General features: G+C 67.3%; 18 protein-coding genes. 7 read left to right on the forward strand and 11 right to left on the reverse strand.

Annotation, left to right across the window (positions count from 1 at the left end):
• Positions 1–116: 116 nt before the first annotated feature.
• From V7082_RS18410 to V7082_RS18425, 4 genes are all read right to left on the reverse strand, one after another.
• Complete coding sequence (locus V7082_RS18410) at positions 117–788, reverse strand: hypothetical protein (protein ID WP_334150867.1); 672 nt, start codon at positions 786–788, stop codon at positions 117–119.
• Between the two features lie 13 nt (positions 789–801).
• On the reverse strand, positions 802–1,395 hold the full coding sequence (locus V7082_RS18415; RefSeq protein ID WP_334150868.1) for a hypothetical protein: 594 nt from the start codon (positions 1,393–1,395) through the stop codon (positions 802–804).
• Positions 1,396–1,662: 267 nt separating this feature from the next.
• Positions 1,663–2,598 carry an ornithine carbamoyltransferase gene (gene argF, locus V7082_RS18420; protein ID WP_334150869.1) on the reverse strand — a complete coding sequence of 312 codons (936 nt, stop codon included), beginning with the start codon at positions 2,596–2,598 and terminating at the stop codon, positions 1,663–1,665.
• A gap of 32 nt (positions 2,599–2,630) precedes the next feature.
• Complete coding sequence (locus V7082_RS18425) at positions 2,631–3,797, reverse strand: aspartate aminotransferase family protein (protein ID WP_334150888.1); 1,167 nt, start codon at positions 3,795–3,797, stop codon at positions 2,631–2,633.
• Between the two features lie 658 nt (positions 3,798–4,455).
• Between V7082_RS18425 and V7082_RS18430 the strand changes: the two genes are divergently transcribed.
• Positions 4,456–5,019, forward strand: coding sequence for a GcrA family cell cycle regulator (locus V7082_RS18430; RefSeq protein ID WP_334150870.1), 564 nt, complete (start codon positions 4,456–4,458; stop codon positions 5,017–5,019).
• Positions 5,020–5,292: 273 nt separating this feature from the next.
• On the opposite strand, the gene V7082_RS18435 is transcribed toward V7082_RS18430, so the two are convergent.
• Positions 5,293–5,790, reverse strand: a complete 498-nt coding sequence (locus tag V7082_RS18435) for a DUF2244 domain-containing protein (protein ID WP_334150871.1) — start codon at positions 5,788–5,790, stop codon at positions 5,293–5,295.
• Between the two features lie 21 nt (positions 5,791–5,811).
• Here V7082_RS18435 and nth point away from each other — a divergent pair, with 21 nt between their 5' ends.
• Together nth and V7082_RS18445 are read left to right on the forward strand one after the other, a co-directional pair.
• On the forward strand, positions 5,812–6,549 hold the full coding sequence (gene nth / locus V7082_RS18440) for an endonuclease III (protein WP_442909819.1): 738 nt from the start codon (positions 5,812–5,814) through the stop codon (positions 6,547–6,549).
• A gap of 223 nt (positions 6,550–6,772) precedes the next feature.
• The gene (locus tag V7082_RS18445) at positions 6,773–8,572 is read left to right on the forward strand and encodes a putative bifunctional diguanylate cyclase/phosphodiesterase (RefSeq protein ID WP_334150873.1); all 1,800 of its coding nucleotides are present in this window, start codon (positions 6,773–6,775) and stop codon (positions 8,570–8,572) included.
• 24 nt (positions 8,573–8,596) lie between these two features.
• Here the strand turns inward: V7082_RS18445 and hisF are convergent, their stop codons facing one another.
• Both hisF and hisA read right to left on the reverse strand, forming a co-directional pair.
• On the reverse strand, positions 8,597–9,370 hold the full coding sequence (gene hisF / locus V7082_RS18450; RefSeq protein ID WP_334150874.1) for an imidazole glycerol phosphate synthase subunit HisF: 774 nt from the start codon (positions 9,368–9,370) through the stop codon (positions 8,597–8,599).
• 184 nt (positions 9,371–9,554) lie between these two features.
• Positions 9,555–10,286, reverse strand: coding sequence for a 1-(5-phosphoribosyl)-5-[(5-phosphoribosylamino)methylideneamino]imidazole-4-carboxamide isomerase (hisA, locus tag V7082_RS18455; RefSeq protein ID WP_334150875.1), 732 nt, complete (start codon positions 10,284–10,286; stop codon positions 9,555–9,557).
• Between the two features lie 76 nt (positions 10,287–10,362).
• Between hisA and V7082_RS18460 the strand changes: the two genes are divergently transcribed.
• Both V7082_RS18460 and V7082_RS18465 read left to right on the forward strand, forming a co-directional pair.
• Complete coding sequence (locus V7082_RS18460) at positions 10,363–10,686, forward strand: hypothetical protein (protein ID WP_334150876.1); 324 nt, start codon at positions 10,363–10,365, stop codon at positions 10,684–10,686.
• Between the two features lie 252 nt (positions 10,687–10,938).
• Entirely contained in the window at positions 10,939–11,298 is a 360-nt protein-coding gene (locus V7082_RS18465; RefSeq protein WP_334150878.1) for a hypothetical protein, read from the forward strand.
• Between the two features lie 351 nt (positions 11,299–11,649).
• On the opposite strand, the gene pyrE is transcribed toward V7082_RS18465, so the two are convergent.
• The 4 genes from pyrE to hisB form a co-directional block, all read right to left on the reverse strand.
• Positions 11,650–12,207, reverse strand: coding sequence for an orotate phosphoribosyltransferase (gene pyrE / locus V7082_RS18470; protein ID WP_334150879.1), 558 nt, complete (start codon positions 12,205–12,207; stop codon positions 11,650–11,652).
• A 185-nt stretch (positions 12,208–12,392) separates the two neighbouring features.
• The gene (hisH, locus tag V7082_RS18475) at positions 12,393–13,046 is read right to left on the reverse strand and encodes an imidazole glycerol phosphate synthase subunit HisH (RefSeq protein ID WP_334150881.1); all 654 of its coding nucleotides are present in this window, start codon (positions 13,044–13,046) and stop codon (positions 12,393–12,395) included.
• A 6-nt stretch (positions 13,047–13,052) separates the two neighbouring features.
• Positions 13,053–13,598, reverse strand: a complete 546-nt coding sequence (locus V7082_RS18480; protein WP_334150883.1) for a DUF2628 domain-containing protein — start codon at positions 13,596–13,598, stop codon at positions 13,053–13,055.
• A complete protein-coding gene (gene hisB, locus V7082_RS18485; RefSeq protein WP_334150890.1) occupies positions 13,598–14,197 on the reverse strand; it encodes an imidazoleglycerol-phosphate dehydratase HisB in 600 nt (199 codons plus the stop codon). Before hisB ends, V7082_RS18480 begins: the two co-directional genes overlap by 1 nt.
• Positions 14,198–14,347: 150 nt before the next feature.
• Between hisB and hslV the strand changes: the two genes are divergently transcribed.
• Positions 14,348–14,920, forward strand: a complete 573-nt coding sequence (gene hslV, locus V7082_RS18490; RefSeq protein WP_334150884.1) for an ATP-dependent protease subunit HslV — start codon at positions 14,348–14,350, stop codon at positions 14,918–14,920.
• A gap of 121 nt (positions 14,921–15,041) precedes the next feature.
• The gene (locus V7082_RS18495; protein ID WP_334150886.1) at positions 15,042–16,076 is read left to right on the forward strand and encodes a hypothetical protein; all 1,035 of its coding nucleotides are present in this window, start codon (positions 15,042–15,044) and stop codon (positions 16,074–16,076) included.
• Positions 16,077–16,152 lie beyond the last annotated feature (76 nt).

Raw genomic sequence — 16,152 nt, forward strand, 5'->3', positions numbered from 1 at the left:
ATTCGCGGCCGTTTGGGAATCCCTCGCGATTCAGCTAAAGATGAACGCGCTCTAGAGCCTGTTCGCCTCTGATGGGATCAGAGGCGAGGCTCTCTGTCTTTGGTTTGACGCGTTTCTTAACGCGAAGTGGTGTCCACTTCGCTTGAAAACGCTTTGGCGGCCCGCGTCTGCGTCACGGCCGACATAATGCAGAGCGCAACGATCGCAAAGCCGCCCCACAGGAACACCTCGTTGGCGGCCCAGTCTCCCTTTTCCGTCGCAAGCTTGTCGGTGCCGATGAGATAGGCGAGGCCGCCCGCGGCGGCGAGGCCGTGGACGATCGTCAGCGCCAGAGGCGGGAGCTTCACGTTGCCCGCCCGCCCGAGCCTCAAGCCGTAAAGGCCGATGCAGGCGGCGAACAGTGCGGCGCCGAAGCCGTATTGGAAGGCGTGGCGCCAGACGACATCGGACAGGGAGTAGACGGCGAACAGCGCCGACGCGCCCCAGGCGTAGACGAGGGCCGCGAGCCAGACGTTGCAGCGCAGCACCTCGCGGATCGCCACCTGTCCGTCCGGACGCGCGGCCGGCCCGCTGCTTCCCGACCAGAGCGGCGCGTTGATGCCGAGGCCGGTGCCGACGACCAGCGCCGCGAGAATCCCCGCCGCGAGTGACGGCAGGAAGCCATCGCCGCGGCCGGCCCCGAGCACCATCATGGTGACGCTCAGCGCGGAGGCCAGCAGCAGCCACGGAAGAAGCGGCCGCAAAGAGATCCTCGGCGCGTAGGGACGCCCATGGTGATTGATGCTCATGCGAGCCTCTTCACTAGGGGGAATCCCTATTGCGGTCAATCAACGCCTGGGCCGACACTAGCGCCAGCGCCAGCGCACCGAACAGAAAGAGGCCATTGCCCGCCCAATCGCTGTCGACGGCGTGGAGGATCTCCTTGTCCGGATCGACGGCGAGGCCAATTAGCGTCGCGATCATGCCGACCAGCTGGCCGATGCCGAGATAGCGGCCGAGCCTGAGCAGCGTCGGGTCGTCGCGTCCCCGGCGCGCGTCCCTGGCGAGAAGCGCCGAGAAGCCGAAGCAGAGGAGGCCCGCACCCGCAAAGGCTGCCGAAAAATGCGTCCACTCGCGCCACGAGAGAACGAGCGTGTAGACCAGCACTAGCGCGGCTGCCCCCCAAAGCCAGATGAGCCCCATGGCGCGCGCGGTGGCGCTCTCGACCGCGCTCGCGGCTACGCCCGAGCGGTTCAACGCGCGCCGCTCACTGATGCCGAAAGCGGCGAGCCCGAGATTGACGAAGCCGGCCGATGCGAGGAGGCCCAACGGCTCGGCCGCGCGGGCCGAAAAGACGACGCCGATCAGGCCAAGGCCCAGAAAGAGGCCGAGACCGGCAACGGAACGACTTGTCATTCGGACTCCCCTAGGTCGCGTGCTCATAAAGGATGAGCGTGATCATTTTCGATCGTATCGGGATTGCGCTCTCTCTACTTTGATGTGACCGATGATTCACACTTCAGGCTGGCAGGGCCTGAAGTGATCATGGTCTATCGTGCGAGCGCGCCGCGGTGCGCTCTCTTACACCACCTTTTACGGTGTCCGGAAAGGCTCCGTTTCCCCTCGGCAATCGCGCAATTGAGGCGCGCTCAACGCAGCGGGTGTCGTCCGGCGCGGCGGCCGTCAGGCGCCGGCGAGACACCAGGCCAGGATGGCCTTCTGCGCGTGCAGGCGGTTCTCGGCCTCGTCGAACACCACCGACTGGGGTCCCTCGAGGACGTCCTCGGTCACCTCGTTGCCGCGGTAGGCCGGCAGGCAATGCATGAAAATCGCGCCCTTGGCCGCCTTGGCCATCAACGCCGCGTCGACGGCGTAGGGCTTCAGAAGCTGTTTCCTGCGGGCGCCGTCCGTGTCGCCCATGGAAACCCAGGTATCGGTGACGATGCAATCGACGCCGCGCACCGCCTTCACCGGATCGGTCATGATGGAGACGCTGGCTTTCTCGCGGCGCACCCAGTCGACGATGGCGTCGCTCGGGGCCAGCTCCGCCGGACAGGCCACGCGCAGCTCGAAGCCGAATTTCGCTGCGGCCTGCATCCAGGACGCCGCGACGTTGTTGCCGTCTCCGACCCACGCCACCGTGCGCCCCTTGATGGGACCCACGCTCTCCTCGAAGGTCATGATATCGGCCATGATCTGGCAGGGGTGCGTCTTGTCGGTCAGCCCGTTGATCACCGGCACCGTCGCGTGCGCGGCGAGATCGAGCAGCGTGCGGTGGGAGTTGGCGCGGATCATGATGGCGTCCGCATAGCGCGACAGCACGCGCGCCGTATCGGCGATGCTTTCGCCGCGGCCGAGCTGAAGGTCGTTCTGGTTCAGCATGATCGTCTGGCCGCCGAGCTGGCGCATGGCGATGTCGAACGACACGCGGGTGCGCGTCGAGGGCTTCTCGAAGATCATGACCAGGACGTCGTCCGCGATGCCCTTGGGCTTCAACTTCGCGGGCACGCGCTTGCCGGCCTTTTTCATGGCGTGGGCGGTATCGATGATGCGCCGGAGCGTCTTGGCGTCGATCTCGTCGAGATCCAGGAAATGTCGAATAGCGGTCGGTTTTGCCATGGCCTTCGGCCGGCTCCAGTCGGGGTTTGGGTTCAGGTTTTGGATTTGGAGATCTGCGCCAGCGCCCGCGACAGGCGCTCGATGCCTTCGCTGATCTCGTGATCGGCGACGATGAGCGGCGGCAGGATGCGCACGACGCCGTCGCCGGCGCCGACGACGAGCACCCGCTCGGCACGGGCTGCCGCGACCACATCGGCGGGCGCGACCGCGACCTTGATGCCCGACAGCAGCCCCTGGCCGCGCACCTCGGTGACGAGACCCGGGAACTGGTCCTGAAGGCGCGCCAAGCCCTGGCGCAGGCGCAATGCCTTCTGCTGCACGCCTTCGAGGAAGCCCGGCGCGAGCACCACGTCGAGCACTGCGTCTCCCACGGCCATCGCCAGCGGGTTGCCGCCGAAGGTCGAGCCGTGCGTGCCGGGCGTGAGGCCTTGAGCGGCCGCCTCCGTCGCCAGAACGGCGCCGAGCGGAAAGCCGCCGCCGATGCCCTTGGCAACCGCCATGATGTCCGGCGCGATGTCCGCCCACTCATGAGAAAAGAGCTTGCCCGAGCGGCCGACGCCGGTCTGCACCTCGTCGAGGACGAGCAGGATGCCGGCGTCGTCACAGAGCGTGCGCAGGCCCCTCAGATAGTCCGCCGAGCCGACGTTGACGCCGCCCTCGCCCTGCACCGGCTCGATCATGACGGCCGCCGTCTCGGGGCCGATCACGGCCGCAACGGCGTCGAGATCGCCATAAGGCACGTGGTCGAAGCCCGGGGTTTCGGGGCCGAAGCCTTCGAGGTACTTGGGGTTTCCGGCGGCGGCGAGGGTCGCGAGCGTGCGGCCGTGGAAGGAGCCCGAGCAGGTCACGATGCGCCAGCGCTCGGGGTGTCCGGTGACGAAGTGATAGCGGCGCGCGGCCTTGATGGCGCCTTCGCACGCCTCGGCGCCGGAATTGCAGAAGAAAACCCTGTCGGCGAACGTCGCCGCCACGAGACGCTCGGCCAGCCGCTCCTGTCCCGCCACCCGGTAGAGGTTGGACGTATGCCAGAGCTTGCCGGCCTGCTCCGTCAGCGCGGCGATCATTCGGGGATGCGCATGACCCAGCGCATTGACCGCGATGCCGGATCCGAAGTCGAGGTAGCGCTCGCCGGCCTCGGTCTCGAGCCAGACGCCCTCGCCCCGGGCGAAAACGATGTCCTGGCGCGCGTAGGTGCCCATGACCGCAGGCGACGGGCCCTTGGCAGCGCCCGTTTGGTCCGTGCTCGAGGCTGTGAGAGGTTTGGACACAGCGCCCATCCGCTCCCCAAAAAAGACGAAAGCCGCCCCCCGGCGGCCACGCGAAAGCAGCGGTGATACGCGCGCCGTGTGGTAAAGTCAACGGAGCGAAACGCTCCGGTACGGGGCCGTGCGCGCCGGGTCATCACCGTGCCGTCGAGGAGCGCAATAATATCGGGGACAGTCGCAACGGGCCTTATCTACGGGGGTGCCGCGACTCACTCTGTGGCGAAGCAGCCACGCGTTCCTGTCAATGGCCCAGTTTGGTCAGCCGCCTGCTTGTACAAGAAAATCAAGTTATTGTAGGTTAACAGGGTCCAGACACGATATGTCGCGTTGTAGCGTGGCTATCTCAGCGTCGCCGGTCGCCCGATCGGCTCCCTCGTTCCGTCTGGCCTGCGTCCGGGTTTCAGTATCAGCGGCTTAGCCGCCAACCCGCTCTAGTTCCTGCGTCATCTTCAGTTCGCGTTGCGAGCAGGCTGTGGCCCTGTTCACGCTTGGCGTGCATCTCTCGCCGTGCGTGGCTCCGCCGCCGGTCTTCTTCGCGCGCCTGCCAGTCCGGCCTCGGCCCGGGCGGCTCATGCTTTGAGGAGCACCGACTATGGCGTGGAACGATGAACGGGTTGAGCTTCTGAAAAAGCTCTGGTCGGAAGGTCTCAGCGCGAGCCAGATCGCCGGGCGGCTCGGCGGCGTGACGCGCAACGCCGTGATCGGCAAGGTGCACCGGCTCGGCCTCTCGGGCCGCGCCACAACCTCGCGCATGAAATCGCATCGTCCCCGCGCCCGTGCCGCCGCCGCCGCGAGCGCACGGCGGGTCCAGCAGAAATCCCGCTTCGCCCCGCAGGGCAACCCGGCGCTGCGCGCCCTCTATCAGCCCGAGGCCGAGGCATTCACGCCGTCGGCCGAGGAGCTCGTCATTCCGCTCAAGGAACGGCGCACGATCCAGACCCTCACCGAATGCTCCTGCCGGTGGCCGATCGGGGACCCGCAGATGGCGGACTTCCATTTCTGCGGCAAGCCTAAGGTCACAGGACTGCCCTACTGCGAATTCCACGCGCGCCGCGCGTTCCAGCCGCCGCAGCCGCGCCGCCGCGAGCGCGAGATCGCGGAGCCCAGACTTCCCGCGCTTGCGGGCGTGCCCGGCAAGGAGCCGGCCGACGTTTAGAGCGCGGTTAATTTGATTTGAGTTCGAAATCGCGGTCCGCGTTTCTGATAAGACCGACCCGCGACGTGCCGGGGGGAGAGGATCTGACGCGATCATAGACGAGGTTTCGCGCGACCCGTCATCAGTCGCCATACCGTCACATGAGGGGGAAGGCCGGGCGCACCGGGGGGCGTGCCCGGCCTTCGTTTTTTGCCGGCGCCGTTCTTCCATCGCTCCGCGAAGCGAGCCCGGCCTTGCACCGGGGACTATGGGCGCGCGGAACGCAGGGGAAGGTCAGGCGGAGAAGCTCATGCGGCGGGCGTCGAGGGCGCGGCGCAGGGCCTCGCCGAAATCACGTCGCTCCTCGTCGTTCAAGAGACGCCCGAACTCGAGCTCGCGGCCGTGCGAGGCGAGCGTCAGGTGATTGCCGCCATCGGGCCGCTCGGTCACCGACACGCGCACCCAATAGGGATTGAACGCGAGGCTCCTCGTCTCGCCCGCAGCCGACACCTGCGTGAGCGTCAAGGTGCGCGGCGTGAGCTCCACCAGCTCGTAGGCCCGGGCGGCCCGGTAGTTGAGCCTGAAGGCGATATAAACGAGCGCCACGTCGAGGCCGAAGAACCCCATCACCGGCCACGCGCCCATCAACAGAAAGACCATTCCCGAGACGAAGCTCACGCTGCCGATCGCCAGCATCAGGATCAGAAAGCCCCTGGGCGAAAGCGAGCGATGGGAATGGAGGACGGCGCGAAATGTGCTCGCGTCGGGGGATCGGGGTCCGCTATCGTTCATGGTCACAGCCTAATTCCGGACATCACCTTGTCAAAGCGCCAATCCGTCCTCGATCGTTCCGCCGCGCCGGCCAGCCCGGCCGTTCCGGCGCCGCGGACCGGCGCGCGGCCCCGCGCCCGCCGCGCCCTTTCAGCCGCTGAAATCCGGGAGATTTTTCATCGCTTTGCGGCGGCCAACCCCGAGCCCAAGGGCGAGCTCGCCTACACCAATCCGTTCACCCTTCTGGTGGCGGTCGTGCTCTCGGCCCAGGCCACGGACGCGGGCGTCAACAAGGCGACACGGGCGCTTTTCGAGAAAGCCGACACGCCGCAGAAGATGCTCGCGCTCGGCGAGGAGGGCTTGCGCAACCACATCAAGTCCATCGGGCTTTTCCGGGCCAAGGCGAAGAACATCCTCCTGCTCAGCGAGAAGCTGATCCGCGAGTTCGGCGGCGCGGTTCCGGCCGACCGCGACGCGCTCGAAACCCTGGCCGGCGTCGGACGCAAGACGGCGAACGTGGTCATGAACATCGCCTTCGGCGCGCCGACGATGGCCGTCGACACGCATGTGCTTCGCGTCTCGAACCGCACCGGCCTCTCGTCCGGCAAGACGCCGCTCGCGGTCGAGGCGGACCTTCTGGCGAAAGTCCCGCCCGAGTACGGCGTGCACGCCCATCATTGGCTGATCCTGCATGGACGCTACGTGTGCAAGGCGCGACGGCCCGCCTGCCCCGGCTGCCTCATCCGCGACCTCTGCCGGTTCCCGGATAAGACACCCTAGGCGACGACCTAGGCCAGCGTCCGATACTCGATGAGATTCAGGTGGATGTGCGTCCGCCTTAAGATCTCGTCAACCACCCCTGCAAACATAACCTTTGCATATCGAACGCTTTACAGCCTCCTTACCACCCGTCCTCTAAACGTTTCAGGACTGCCGCGGCATCCGCCCATCGGGTGCCCCGCAAAACGTGGAGTCGGCCTTCCCTATGGTTCGCCCGGAACTCATGACCGAGACGTCCGCTACTTCGACGGAAGCCGGCGCGAGCCTCGATGCCGAGCATCTCCTTGCGCAGACCCGCAAGCTCGCGCAGATCAACGCGCGCTTCGAGGTCGCTCTCAACAACATGGCGCGCGGCCTTTCGATGTTCGATTCCGAGGGTCGCCTCATCGTCTGCAACGCGCTCTATCGCGAGTTCTACAATCTCCCGGAAGAGCTCACAGAGCCCGGCACCCCGTTCTCGCGCATCATCGCCTACCATGCCGCGAAGGAGGGTTGCGCCAATTCGGCCGAGGATCTCAAGCGCCAGCAGCTCTGGATCGCCGGGCAGCGCGACGAGATCCGGCACGGCAAGATCTTCAGCCGCACGCACACGCTCCCGGACGGGCGCATCGTGCTGGTCACCATCCAGCCCCTTGAGGACGGCGGGTGGGTCGACATCCAGGAGGACGTCACCGAGAAGACGCTCGCGCAAGAGCGCATCTCCTGGCTCGCGCGGCATTGCCCGCTGACGGAGATCGCCAACCGCTTTCACCTGCGCGAGACGCTCGAAGAGGCGCTCGCGCGTCTCGAGACGAACGGCATGCTCGCCGTGCATCTCATCGACCTCGACTACTTCAAGCAGGTCAACGACACGCTCGGGCACGCGGCCGGCGACGCCGTGCTCAGGGCCGCCGCCAGGCGCATGCAGGCGGCCTTGCGCGAAACGGATATCGTGGGACGCGTGGGCGGCGACGAGTTCGCCGTCATACAAACGGCGATCTCAGGCGCCGAGCAGGCGTCCGGGCTCGCCGAACGCCTCGCCAGGACGCTCAATGCTCCCTATCGCGTGCTCGGCTCCAACGCCGCCGTCGGCGCCAGCATCGGAATTGCGCTCGCCCCCGAGCACGGCTCAGATGCCGATACGCTGCTCAGGAAGGCCGATTTGGCGCTCTACCGTGCGAAATCCTGCGGACGCGGACACTCCCGTTTCTACAGGCCGGACGACGAAGCGGCCGTTCACGAGCGCATGGAGCTTCGCACCGCGCTCCGCGACGCGCTCGCCAATCGCCAGCTCGGCCTCCACTACCAGCCCATCGTCGACATGCGGGCGGGGACCGTGACCGGTTGCGAGGCGCTGATGCGCTGGTACCATCCTCAGCTCGGCCTCGTGCCGCCGGCGACGTTCATTCCCATCGCGGAGAGCTCGGGCCTGATCGTCTCGCTCGGCGAATGGGCCCTGCACCAGGCTTGCCGGGACGCCGCCGGGTGGAGATCGAAGATCAACGTCGCGGTCAACCTCTCGGCCGTGCAGCTCGATCAATCCGATCTGACGGCCAGCATCCAGCATGCTCTCGATGTGTCCGGGCTCGCGCCGGGGCGCCTCGAGGTCGAGATCACCGAGCAGGCGTTCTTGAGGCGCGAAGCGCGCGCGCTCGACACGCTGAAGCGTCTCAGGGCGCTCGGCGTGCGCCTGGTGCTCGACGACTTCGGAACGGGCTTCGCCTCGCTCAACCACCTCAGGGCTTTCGCCTTCGACAAGATCAAGATCGACCCGTCGTTCATCAACGCGATCTCGGATCGACACGACGGCATGGCGATCGTCGGTGCCGTGGCGGGGCTCGCCAAGACGCTCGGCATCGAGCCGGTCGCCGAGGGGGTCGAGGGCTTCGAGCAGCTCGAGGGCGTGACAGGCGCCGGCTGCGAGGAGATGCAAGGCTTCTATTTCAGCCGGCCCGTCCCCTCGTTCGAGGTCGAGGCGGCCGTTGCCGCGTGCGTGAGCAAGCTGTCGCGCGCCGCCGCTTCGGCCAGCCTTCCCAGGACCTGAGCCCTCTGGCCGTGACGGCCGCGCCTACGCCCCGCGCACCGCGATGCCGGCGTCCGCCATGCGCCGCTTCGCCTCGCCGATGGTGTAGGTTCCGAAGTGGAAGATCGAAGCCGCGAGCACGGCGCTCGCGTGGCCGTCCTTCACGCCCGCCACGAGATGATCGAGCGTGCCGACGCCGCCCGAGGCGATGACCGGCACGGGCACCGCATCCGATACGGCGCGCGTCAGCGCGATGTCGAAGCCGGCTTTGGTGCCGTCGCGATCCATGGACGTCAGCAGGATCTCGCCCGCGCCGAGGCTCACGACCTCGCGGGCGTAGGCGACCGCATCGATACCGGTCGGCTTGCGGCCGCCGTGGGTGAAGATCTCCCAGCGCGGCGGCTCGCCGTCTGCCGAGACGCGCTTGGCGTCGATCGCGACCACGATGCACTGGGCGCCGAACTTCTCGGAGGCCTCGCGCACGAACGCGCGGTTCGTCACGGCTGCGGTGTTGATCGAGACCTTGTCGGCGCCGGCTTCGAGCAGCTTCCGGATGTCGTCCACGGTGCGCACGCCGCCGCCGACGGTCAGCGGCATGAAGCAGCGCTCGGCCGTGCGCTCGACGACGTCGAAGATGACGTCGCGGTCCTCGTGCGAAGCCGTGATGTCGAGGAAGCACAGCTCGTCGGCGCCGGCGGCGTCGTAGGCGGCCGCGGCCTCGACCGGATCGCCCGCATCGATAAGGTCGACGAAATTCACGCCCTTGACGACGCGGCCGTCCTTGACGTCGAGGCAGGGGATGATGCGGGTTTTCAGCATTGCAAGCCTAGAGCATTTCCGGTCTTGGCGGAACCAGCGGCACATGATGCGGCAAGCGTGTCTGGATCCCGGCCTGCGCCGGGATGACGTTAACCGCACCAGATCTGACGTCACTCCGGCGAAGGCCGGAGTCCAGATATGTCGAAATCAAAGCTCTGATGTCGCCACCTCAATAGGCAAGACCCTAGCCTGCGGCGCCGAGCAGGGCTAGCGCCTCGCGCGCGTCGAGGCGGCCATCATAGAGCGCGCGGCCGGTGATGGCACCTTCGAGCCTCTCATATTCGGGCGCGAGCAGCGCTTTCACGTCGTTGAGGGACGCGAGGCCGCCGGAAGCGATGACGGGGATCGAGGTGGCGCGGGCCAGCTCGGCGGTGGCGGCGAGGTTCAGGCCCTTCAGCACGCCGTCGCGCTCGATGTCGGTGTAGACGATGGCGGCGACGCCAGCGTCCTCGAACCGGCGTGCGAGGTCGATGGCGGTGAGCTCCGACGTTTCGGCCCAGCCTTCGACCGCGACCTTGCCGCCCTTGGCGTCGATGCCGACGGCGATGCGGCCCGGGAAGGCTTTGCAGGCTTCGCGGACGAGCGCGGGATCGCGCACGGCCACGGTGCCGAGGATGACACGGCGGATGCCGCGGGCGAGCCAGGATTCGATGGTCGCCAGGTCGCGGATGCCGCCGCCGAGCTGGGCGGGCATCGTAATGGCCTTGAGGATCGCTTCCACGGCCGGCGCATTGACCGGCTTGCCGGCGAACGCCCCGTTCAGATCGACGATATGCAGATAGGTGAAGCCCTGGCTCTCGAAGGACCGGGCCTGGGCGGCCGGATCGTCGTTGAAGACGGTGGCCGCATTCATGTCCCCGAGCTTCAGGCGGACGCACTTGCCGTCTTTGAGGTCGATGGCCGGAAAAAGGATCAAGTCGGTTCCTCGCGGGGTTGTGCCATAAGATTGCTGTCTTCGCGCCCGATCAATCGTGATTGGTTCAAAGCGTCAAGTGCGTCGTCACGTTATGCAGTTCACCGATCCCGTTCCGCCACCTTCCCACGCGCCGCGCGCCGCCCTCACGGAAGCGGACGCGGTCGATATCTGGATCGCGCGCTGGCTCAGGATCCGCCCACGCGACCTCATTCGCCGCTACGGCTGCGATCCGCGCCGGCTCTACGAGATCTGGCAGGAGGACCGTTTCCCGGAGAGCCGCGCCAAGGCGCTCCGTCTCTTTCTGGCGAAGTTTCCGGCGCTTGCCGACCGGATCGATCCGGGTCCGCACCTCAGCCAGTCGAAGGCGGTCCATCCGGACCAATTGCGGCTTTTCGAGTGAGCGGGCCGCGCGTTGAAGTTGCATGCAGCAATATGACTTATTGCTTTGATTTTTCAGGTATGTTTTTATTTCCTCCTGGTTGGGGGCAATCTCTTCCGGCGCCTGCGGCAGCCCTGTCTGCCATGGTCTGACCGCGACCCGACCCTCAAGAGAACAAAGTTCGAACGGACTCTAGACGTGGTGAGCGACTCATGCCACGTTCTCTCTACGTTCTCACCGAGCTTCCCCCTCTTCTTGCCCACGGAGAGCCCCATGCGCACCTACCTCATCTCGTACGATCTCGCCAAGCCGCACCTCATCAAGCACGTCGTCGCCCAGGCGATCATGGCTGCCGGCCAGAGCTGGGCGCGCCCGCTCGAGCAGACCTGGTATGTGCGCAGCGACGAGAGCGAGGAAGCGCTGGAGGCCAAATTGACGCGCATCCTCGATTCCGAGGACGGCCTGCTCATCCAGCGCGTCAAGGAGGAGGCGGTCCTGACCAATACCTCGATCCGCTGGTTCAAGCGGCGTCAGGCGGGCGTCGAAACCGGCGGCGACACCAACGTCATCGCCTTCCCGATGCCGAAGCCGGCAACGGACGAGCCCGAGCTGCCGTTCGCCGAAGCCTGCTGAGGCCGAACGTCCGGCGCACGCCCGCTCGCAGCAACAGTGCATCGACGCGCTCAGCGCACCCTGCGCCAGCACATCATGCATCAGTTCAAGGGAGGCTTTTGAGCCTCCCTTTTTTAATCGGCATGCTGCTTCGGGGGAGGACCGTCGGCCACCGCATGGGGAGTGCCGTTGCATCGGCCGCAGAGGTCAGGCGGAAAAGGAAACGGCGGAAATGAACCCCGCACGGCCCATCGCCGCTGTTGCCCTCGACGGCAACAGGCCGCGTCCGCCGTTTCCAACTCGTCTCTGCCCCAGCGCCCGAACCCTGATCTTGATCCACGTTAAAATCAATCCGCTCGATACGGAGCTTCGTCAGCTCTTCAGGAACTCGCTCGCCTTGAAGAGGGACGCGAAGGGGATGCCGGCATCGGCATAGAGCTTCTCGGCGCCTTCCTCGCGGTCGAGGATCGAGACGACGAGCGTCACCGTGGCGCCGGCCGCCGTGAGCGCCTCGACCGCCTTCATGGCCGAGCCGCCGGTGGTGGTCACGTCCTCGACGATGACGACGCGCTTGCCGGCCACATCGCTCAAGCCTTCCACCAGCTTCCGGGTGCCGTGGTCCTTCACGGTCTTGCGCACGAAGAAGCCCGGCATCGGCCGTCCCGCACGGCGGCTGGCGATGGAGATGGGCGTGATCAGCGGCACGGCGCCCATCTCGAGGCCGCCCACGATGTCGGCGCCCGTTTCCGAGATGCGCGCGAAGATAAGCTCGGCCAGGAGATCGGCACCCTCGGGATCGAACATCGAGGGCTTCATGTCGAAGTAGTGGTCGCTCTCCTTGCCGGAGGCGAGCACCACGGGACCGCGCACGAACGACTTCGTCCTGACGATCTCGTAGAGGCGCGTGCGGGCGTCGTGGGTGTTGGTCATGAGCCGGTGTCCGGTTGTGAGTTCGGACGTGCTCAATAAACGCCGGGCCGGGGCGAGTCCAGCCGCTCAGCCCCGTGTCCCCTCCCTCGGGGCCAGGGCGGCGCTAGCCTCTTTCCGACTTGGATCGAAGCCGTGCAGTGCCCCCTCACCCTGTCCCTCTCCCCATCGGGGAGAGGGGACGCAACCTAGGGCTTCCACTTCAGGAAATTGGCGATCAGGGTGAGGCCGAGCGTCTGGCTCTTCTCGGGGTGGAACTGCGTGCCCGCGACATTGCCCTTGGCGATCAGGGCGGTGACGGGGCCGCCGTAATCGGTCTCGGCGACGACCACGGCGCGGTCGGCCGGCACGAAATGATAGGAGTGCACGAAATAGGCGTGCAACCCCTCGGGGCCGGTCGGAATGCCGGACAGCAGCGCGTGATCCGTCCGCACGTCGAGCGTGTTCCAGCCCATGTGCGGAATCTTGAGCGCGGGGTCGCCGGGCGCGATGGCCCGCACGTCGCCCGCAATCCAGCCGAGCCCGTCCGTCACCTCGAACTCGAGGCCGCGCGTCGCCAGGAGCTGCATGCCGACGCAGATGCCGAGGAACGGGCGGCCGCGGCCGTGCACGGCGTCCTCCAGCGCCTCGCGCAGGCCGGGCACGGCTTCGAGGCCACGCTTGCAGTCGGCGAAGGCGCCGACGCCGGGGAGCACGACACGGTCCGCCGCGCGCACGTCCTCGGCCTTGGCGCTGACGACGATCTCGGCGGCGGCCCCCGCCTCGCCTGCGGCGCGCTCGAAGGCTTTGGCAGCCGAGTGAAGGTTGCCGGATCCGTAATCGATGATGACGACGCGCTGCATGGAGCTTCAGGTGCCGGGAGCGAACGGGGTGCGCAGGCGCTGCGCCAGACGCCGGACGCCGGCCTCGAGGCGCGTTTCGAAGCCGGTCGCCGCCTCGCGCGTAGCGCCGCCGGCATCGGGCCCGTCCGCCGGGACGGCCGGAAGCCAGGCTTCGAAGAAGCGGCGCTCGGCGTCGTCCTGGCCCCGGCCGCTCACGGTCGCGATCTCCCGCCAGCCCGCCCGTGCGAGCGACCAGCGCTTGAGGTCGCTCATCTCGAAGCCGATGACGACATTGAGGAGCACGAACATCCAGACCGCCCAATCGCCCTGGGCGCCGATGAGCGCCAGGAGGGCGGCCAACGCCACGGCGGCAGTCGCATAGACGGCGAGCGCCAGCCACTCTCCGCAGACGATGAGGTAGACGGGCGAGAACAGCGCCGCGCGCCAGGAAAAGCCGTCGCCGACGAAGACCAGGCTTTCCGCCCGCGCGAGCCTCGTGCCGCCGGAAGCGGGCGGCTCATGAACCGTGAACGCCGACACGCGCGCCATCCCACTCAAAAGCCATCCCAGCATCAGGCCAGCATTCCCTTGGTAGAGGGAACGCGTCCCACCTGCCGCGGATCGAGCGCGACGGCCCCGCGGAGCGCGCGCGCTAAGCCCTTATAGCAGGTCTCGGCGATGTGGTGGTTGTTGTCGCCGTACAGGCTCTCGACATGCAGCGTGATCCCGGCGTTCTGGGCAAACGCCTGAAACCACTCGCGGAACAGCTCGGTGTCCATGTCGCCGACCTTGGGCTGCGAGAACGCCACCTTCCAAACCAGGTACGGGCGGCCCGAGATGTCGAGGGCGACGCGCGTCAGCGCCTCGTCCATCGGCAGGAGCACGTCCGCATAGCGCGTGATGCCCTGCTTGTCGCCGAGCGCCTTGGCCACCGCCTGGCCGAGCACGATGCCGACGTCCTCCGTCGTGTGATGGAAGTCGATGTGCAGATCACCCTTGGCGGCGAGCTTGATGTCGAACAGGCCGTGGCGGGCCAGCTGCTCCAGCATGTGGTCCAGGAAGCCGATGCCGGTCGCGATCTCCGACACGCCGGTGCCGTCGAGATCGATGGTGGCGGTGATCTCGGTTTCCTTGGTTCTGCGAGCGATGGTGGCTTGCCGCTTCACGATCATCCTCATTTGGCAGCGTGTCCCCGAGGTCCCCGGGGCAACCTGCCGTTGTTGCCTTAACGGACCCCAGCGTTTATCAGCTTCGGAGACCCGGTTCCAGAGCGCCCGCGACGCGCCCCTCGGCCGCGGCCCAACGTCCTTGGCGCAGGATTCATGGCAAACACCCCGCATTCCCCCGCAGACGGCGGCTCCTGGCACGCGACGACCATCCTTACCGTCCGCAAGGAAGGGCGCGTGGTCATCGCCGGCGACGGCCAGGTGAGCCTCGGGGCCACCATCATCAAGGCCAATGCGCGCAAGGTGCGCCAACTCGGTAAAAGCGGCGTTATCGGCGGATTCGCCGGCGCGACCGCGGATGCGTTCACGCTGTTCGAGCGGCTCGAAGGCAAGCTCGAGCAATACCCGGGGCAGCTCATGCGGGCCGCGGTGGAGCTTGCCAAGGACTGGAGAACGGACCGGTTCCTGCGCCGGCTCGAGGCGATGATGATCGTCGCCGATGCCGACATCACGCTCGTGCTCACGGGCACCGGCGACGTGCTCGAGCCCGAGCATCACGTGACGGGCATCGGATCGGGCGGCATGTATGCACTCGCAGCGGCCCGCGCGCTCCTCGACCAGCCGCTCGACGCCGAGGCGATCGCACGGCGCGCGATGGCGATCGCCGGCGAGATCTGCGTCTATACGAACGCCAACCTCGTGATCGAAAGCCTGCCGTCGTCGCGGTAGCCGCGTCTTTCTCCCCGGAGCACGTCATGGCCAGGGCCCTCGCATCTCGTCCGTCGCTTCCCTCGCTCGCCCGTCGTCCGAGCGGGCGGGCTCTCGTGAGCCGGTGACATCGGGAGGCCGGATGATCCGGGATGAACACATCGAGGCCGCCGTCGTGCAAGGCATCCTCACGGCCGACCAGGCCCGACGGCTCCGCGACCTGGCGGCAGGCTCGCACCCGGGCGTGCCCGCCATCGAGTCACCCACCATCGAGCCATCCGTCGGCCCGGACGACGAAAAGTTCCGGCTGATCGGCGGCTTCAACGACGTGTTCGTGACCATCGGCGTCGGCCTTCTCGTCGCGGCGCTGTTCGCGCTCGCCGGCGCGCTCGGGTTCCGCATCGGCTTTGCGGTGCTGGCCATGCTCGCGGCCTGGGGCCTTTCGGAGGTCTTCTCGCGCCGCATGCGGCTGGCGCTGCCGTCGATCGCGCTTGCGATCATGTTTGCCGGCGGAGCCGCATTCGCCGCGGCCTCGCTCGGCGGCCAGATCCCGACCAACGCGACCTTCATCGTCGCGGGCCTTGGCGCGGCGCTGGCGGCGGTCGCGCACGAGCGGCGCTTCCAGGTGCCGATCGACTGGGCGATCGCCGCGCTCGGGCTCACATGCATCATCGCGAACACGGTTTCGCTCGCCATGCCCGACCACAGCACGACCCTGCTGCTCGCGGCGGTCGGCGCCGGCATCTTCCTCGTTGCGCTCCGCGTCGACGCCAGCGACCTCGCGCGGCGCACGCGGCGGTCGGACATCGCGTTCTGGCTGCACCTCGTGGCCGCGCCCATGATCGTGCACGGCGGCCTCAAGCTGCTCGTCGGCAGCCCGTCCGGCATGGGCACGGGAGAGGCGCTGGCCGTGCTCGGCGTTTTCGTGCTGCTCGGCCTTGTCGCCCTCGTCATCGACCGGCGCGCGCCCCTCGTCTCCGGCCTCACGTATGCGGGGGTGGCGATGGGCTACCTTCTCTCCCAGGGCGTGACACAGGACCTGGGGCTCTCGCTGACGCTCCTCGGCCTTGCCGTTGTCGTCCTTGGTCTCTCTGCCGGATGGCGCACGTTGCGGCGCACGCTGCTGCCGCTGTTGCCGCTCGGCTCGCTTCGCCATTCCATTCCACCACCTGCCTGACGGAAGATCCTCATGACCACATTCTCGCCGCGTGAAATCGTCTCCGAGCTCGACCGCTACATCGTCGGGCAGGGCG

It is taken from the genome of Hyphomicrobium sp. (assembly GCF_036833075.1).
Taxonomy (GTDB): domain Bacteria; phylum Pseudomonadota; class Alphaproteobacteria; order Rhizobiales; family Hyphomicrobiaceae; genus Hyphomicrobium_C.

Excerpts from the sequence above, each read along its gene's own strand:
- V7082_RS18410 (WP_334150867.1), bottom strand. The coding sequence starts at position 788 with ATGAGCATCAATCACCATGGGCGTCCCTACGCGCCGAGGATCTCTTTG.
- V7082_RS18415 (WP_334150868.1), bottom strand. The coding sequence starts at position 1,395 with ATGACAAGTCGTTCCGTTGCCGGTCTCGGCCTCTTTCTGGGCCTTGGC.
- argF (WP_334150869.1), bottom strand. The coding sequence starts at position 2,598 with ATGGCAAAACCGACCGCTATTCGACATTTCCTGGATCTCGACGAGATC.
- V7082_RS18425 (WP_334150888.1), bottom strand. The coding sequence starts at position 3,797 with ATGGGCACCTACGCGCGCCAGGACATCGTTTTCGCCCGGGGCGAGGGC.
- V7082_RS18430 (WP_334150870.1), top strand. The coding sequence starts at position 4,456 with ATGGCGTGGAACGATGAACGGGTTGAGCTTCTGAAAAAGCTCTGGTCG.
- V7082_RS18435 (WP_334150871.1), bottom strand. The coding sequence starts at position 5,790 with ATGAACGATAGCGGACCCCGATCCCCCGACGCGAGCACATTTCGCGCC.
- V7082_RS18445 (WP_334150873.1), top strand. The coding sequence starts at position 6,773 with ATGACCGAGACGTCCGCTACTTCGACGGAAGCCGGCGCGAGCCTCGAT.
- hisF (WP_334150874.1), bottom strand. The coding sequence starts at position 9,370 with ATGCTGAAAACCCGCATCATCCCCTGCCTCGACGTCAAGGACGGCCGC.
- V7082_RS18465 (WP_334150878.1), top strand. The coding sequence starts at position 10,939 with ATGCGCACCTACCTCATCTCGTACGATCTCGCCAAGCCGCACCTCATC.
- pyrE (WP_334150879.1), bottom strand. The coding sequence starts at position 12,207 with ATGACCAACACCCACGACGCCCGCACGCGCCTCTACGAGATCGTCAGG.
- hisH (WP_334150881.1), bottom strand. The coding sequence starts at position 13,046 with ATGCAGCGCGTCGTCATCATCGATTACGGATCCGGCAACCTTCACTCG.
- V7082_RS18480 (WP_334150883.1), bottom strand. The coding sequence starts at position 13,598 with ATGCTGGGATGGCTTTTGAGTGGGATGGCGCGCGTGTCGGCGTTCACG.
- hisB (WP_334150890.1), bottom strand. The coding sequence starts at position 14,197 with ATGATCGTGAAGCGGCAAGCCACCATCGCTCGCAGAACCAAGGAAACC.
- hslV (WP_334150884.1), top strand. The coding sequence starts at position 14,348 with ATGGCAAACACCCCGCATTCCCCCGCAGACGGCGGCTCCTGGCACGCG.
- V7082_RS18495 (WP_334150886.1), top strand. The coding sequence starts at position 15,042 with ATGATCCGGGATGAACACATCGAGGCCGCCGTCGTGCAAGGCATCCTC.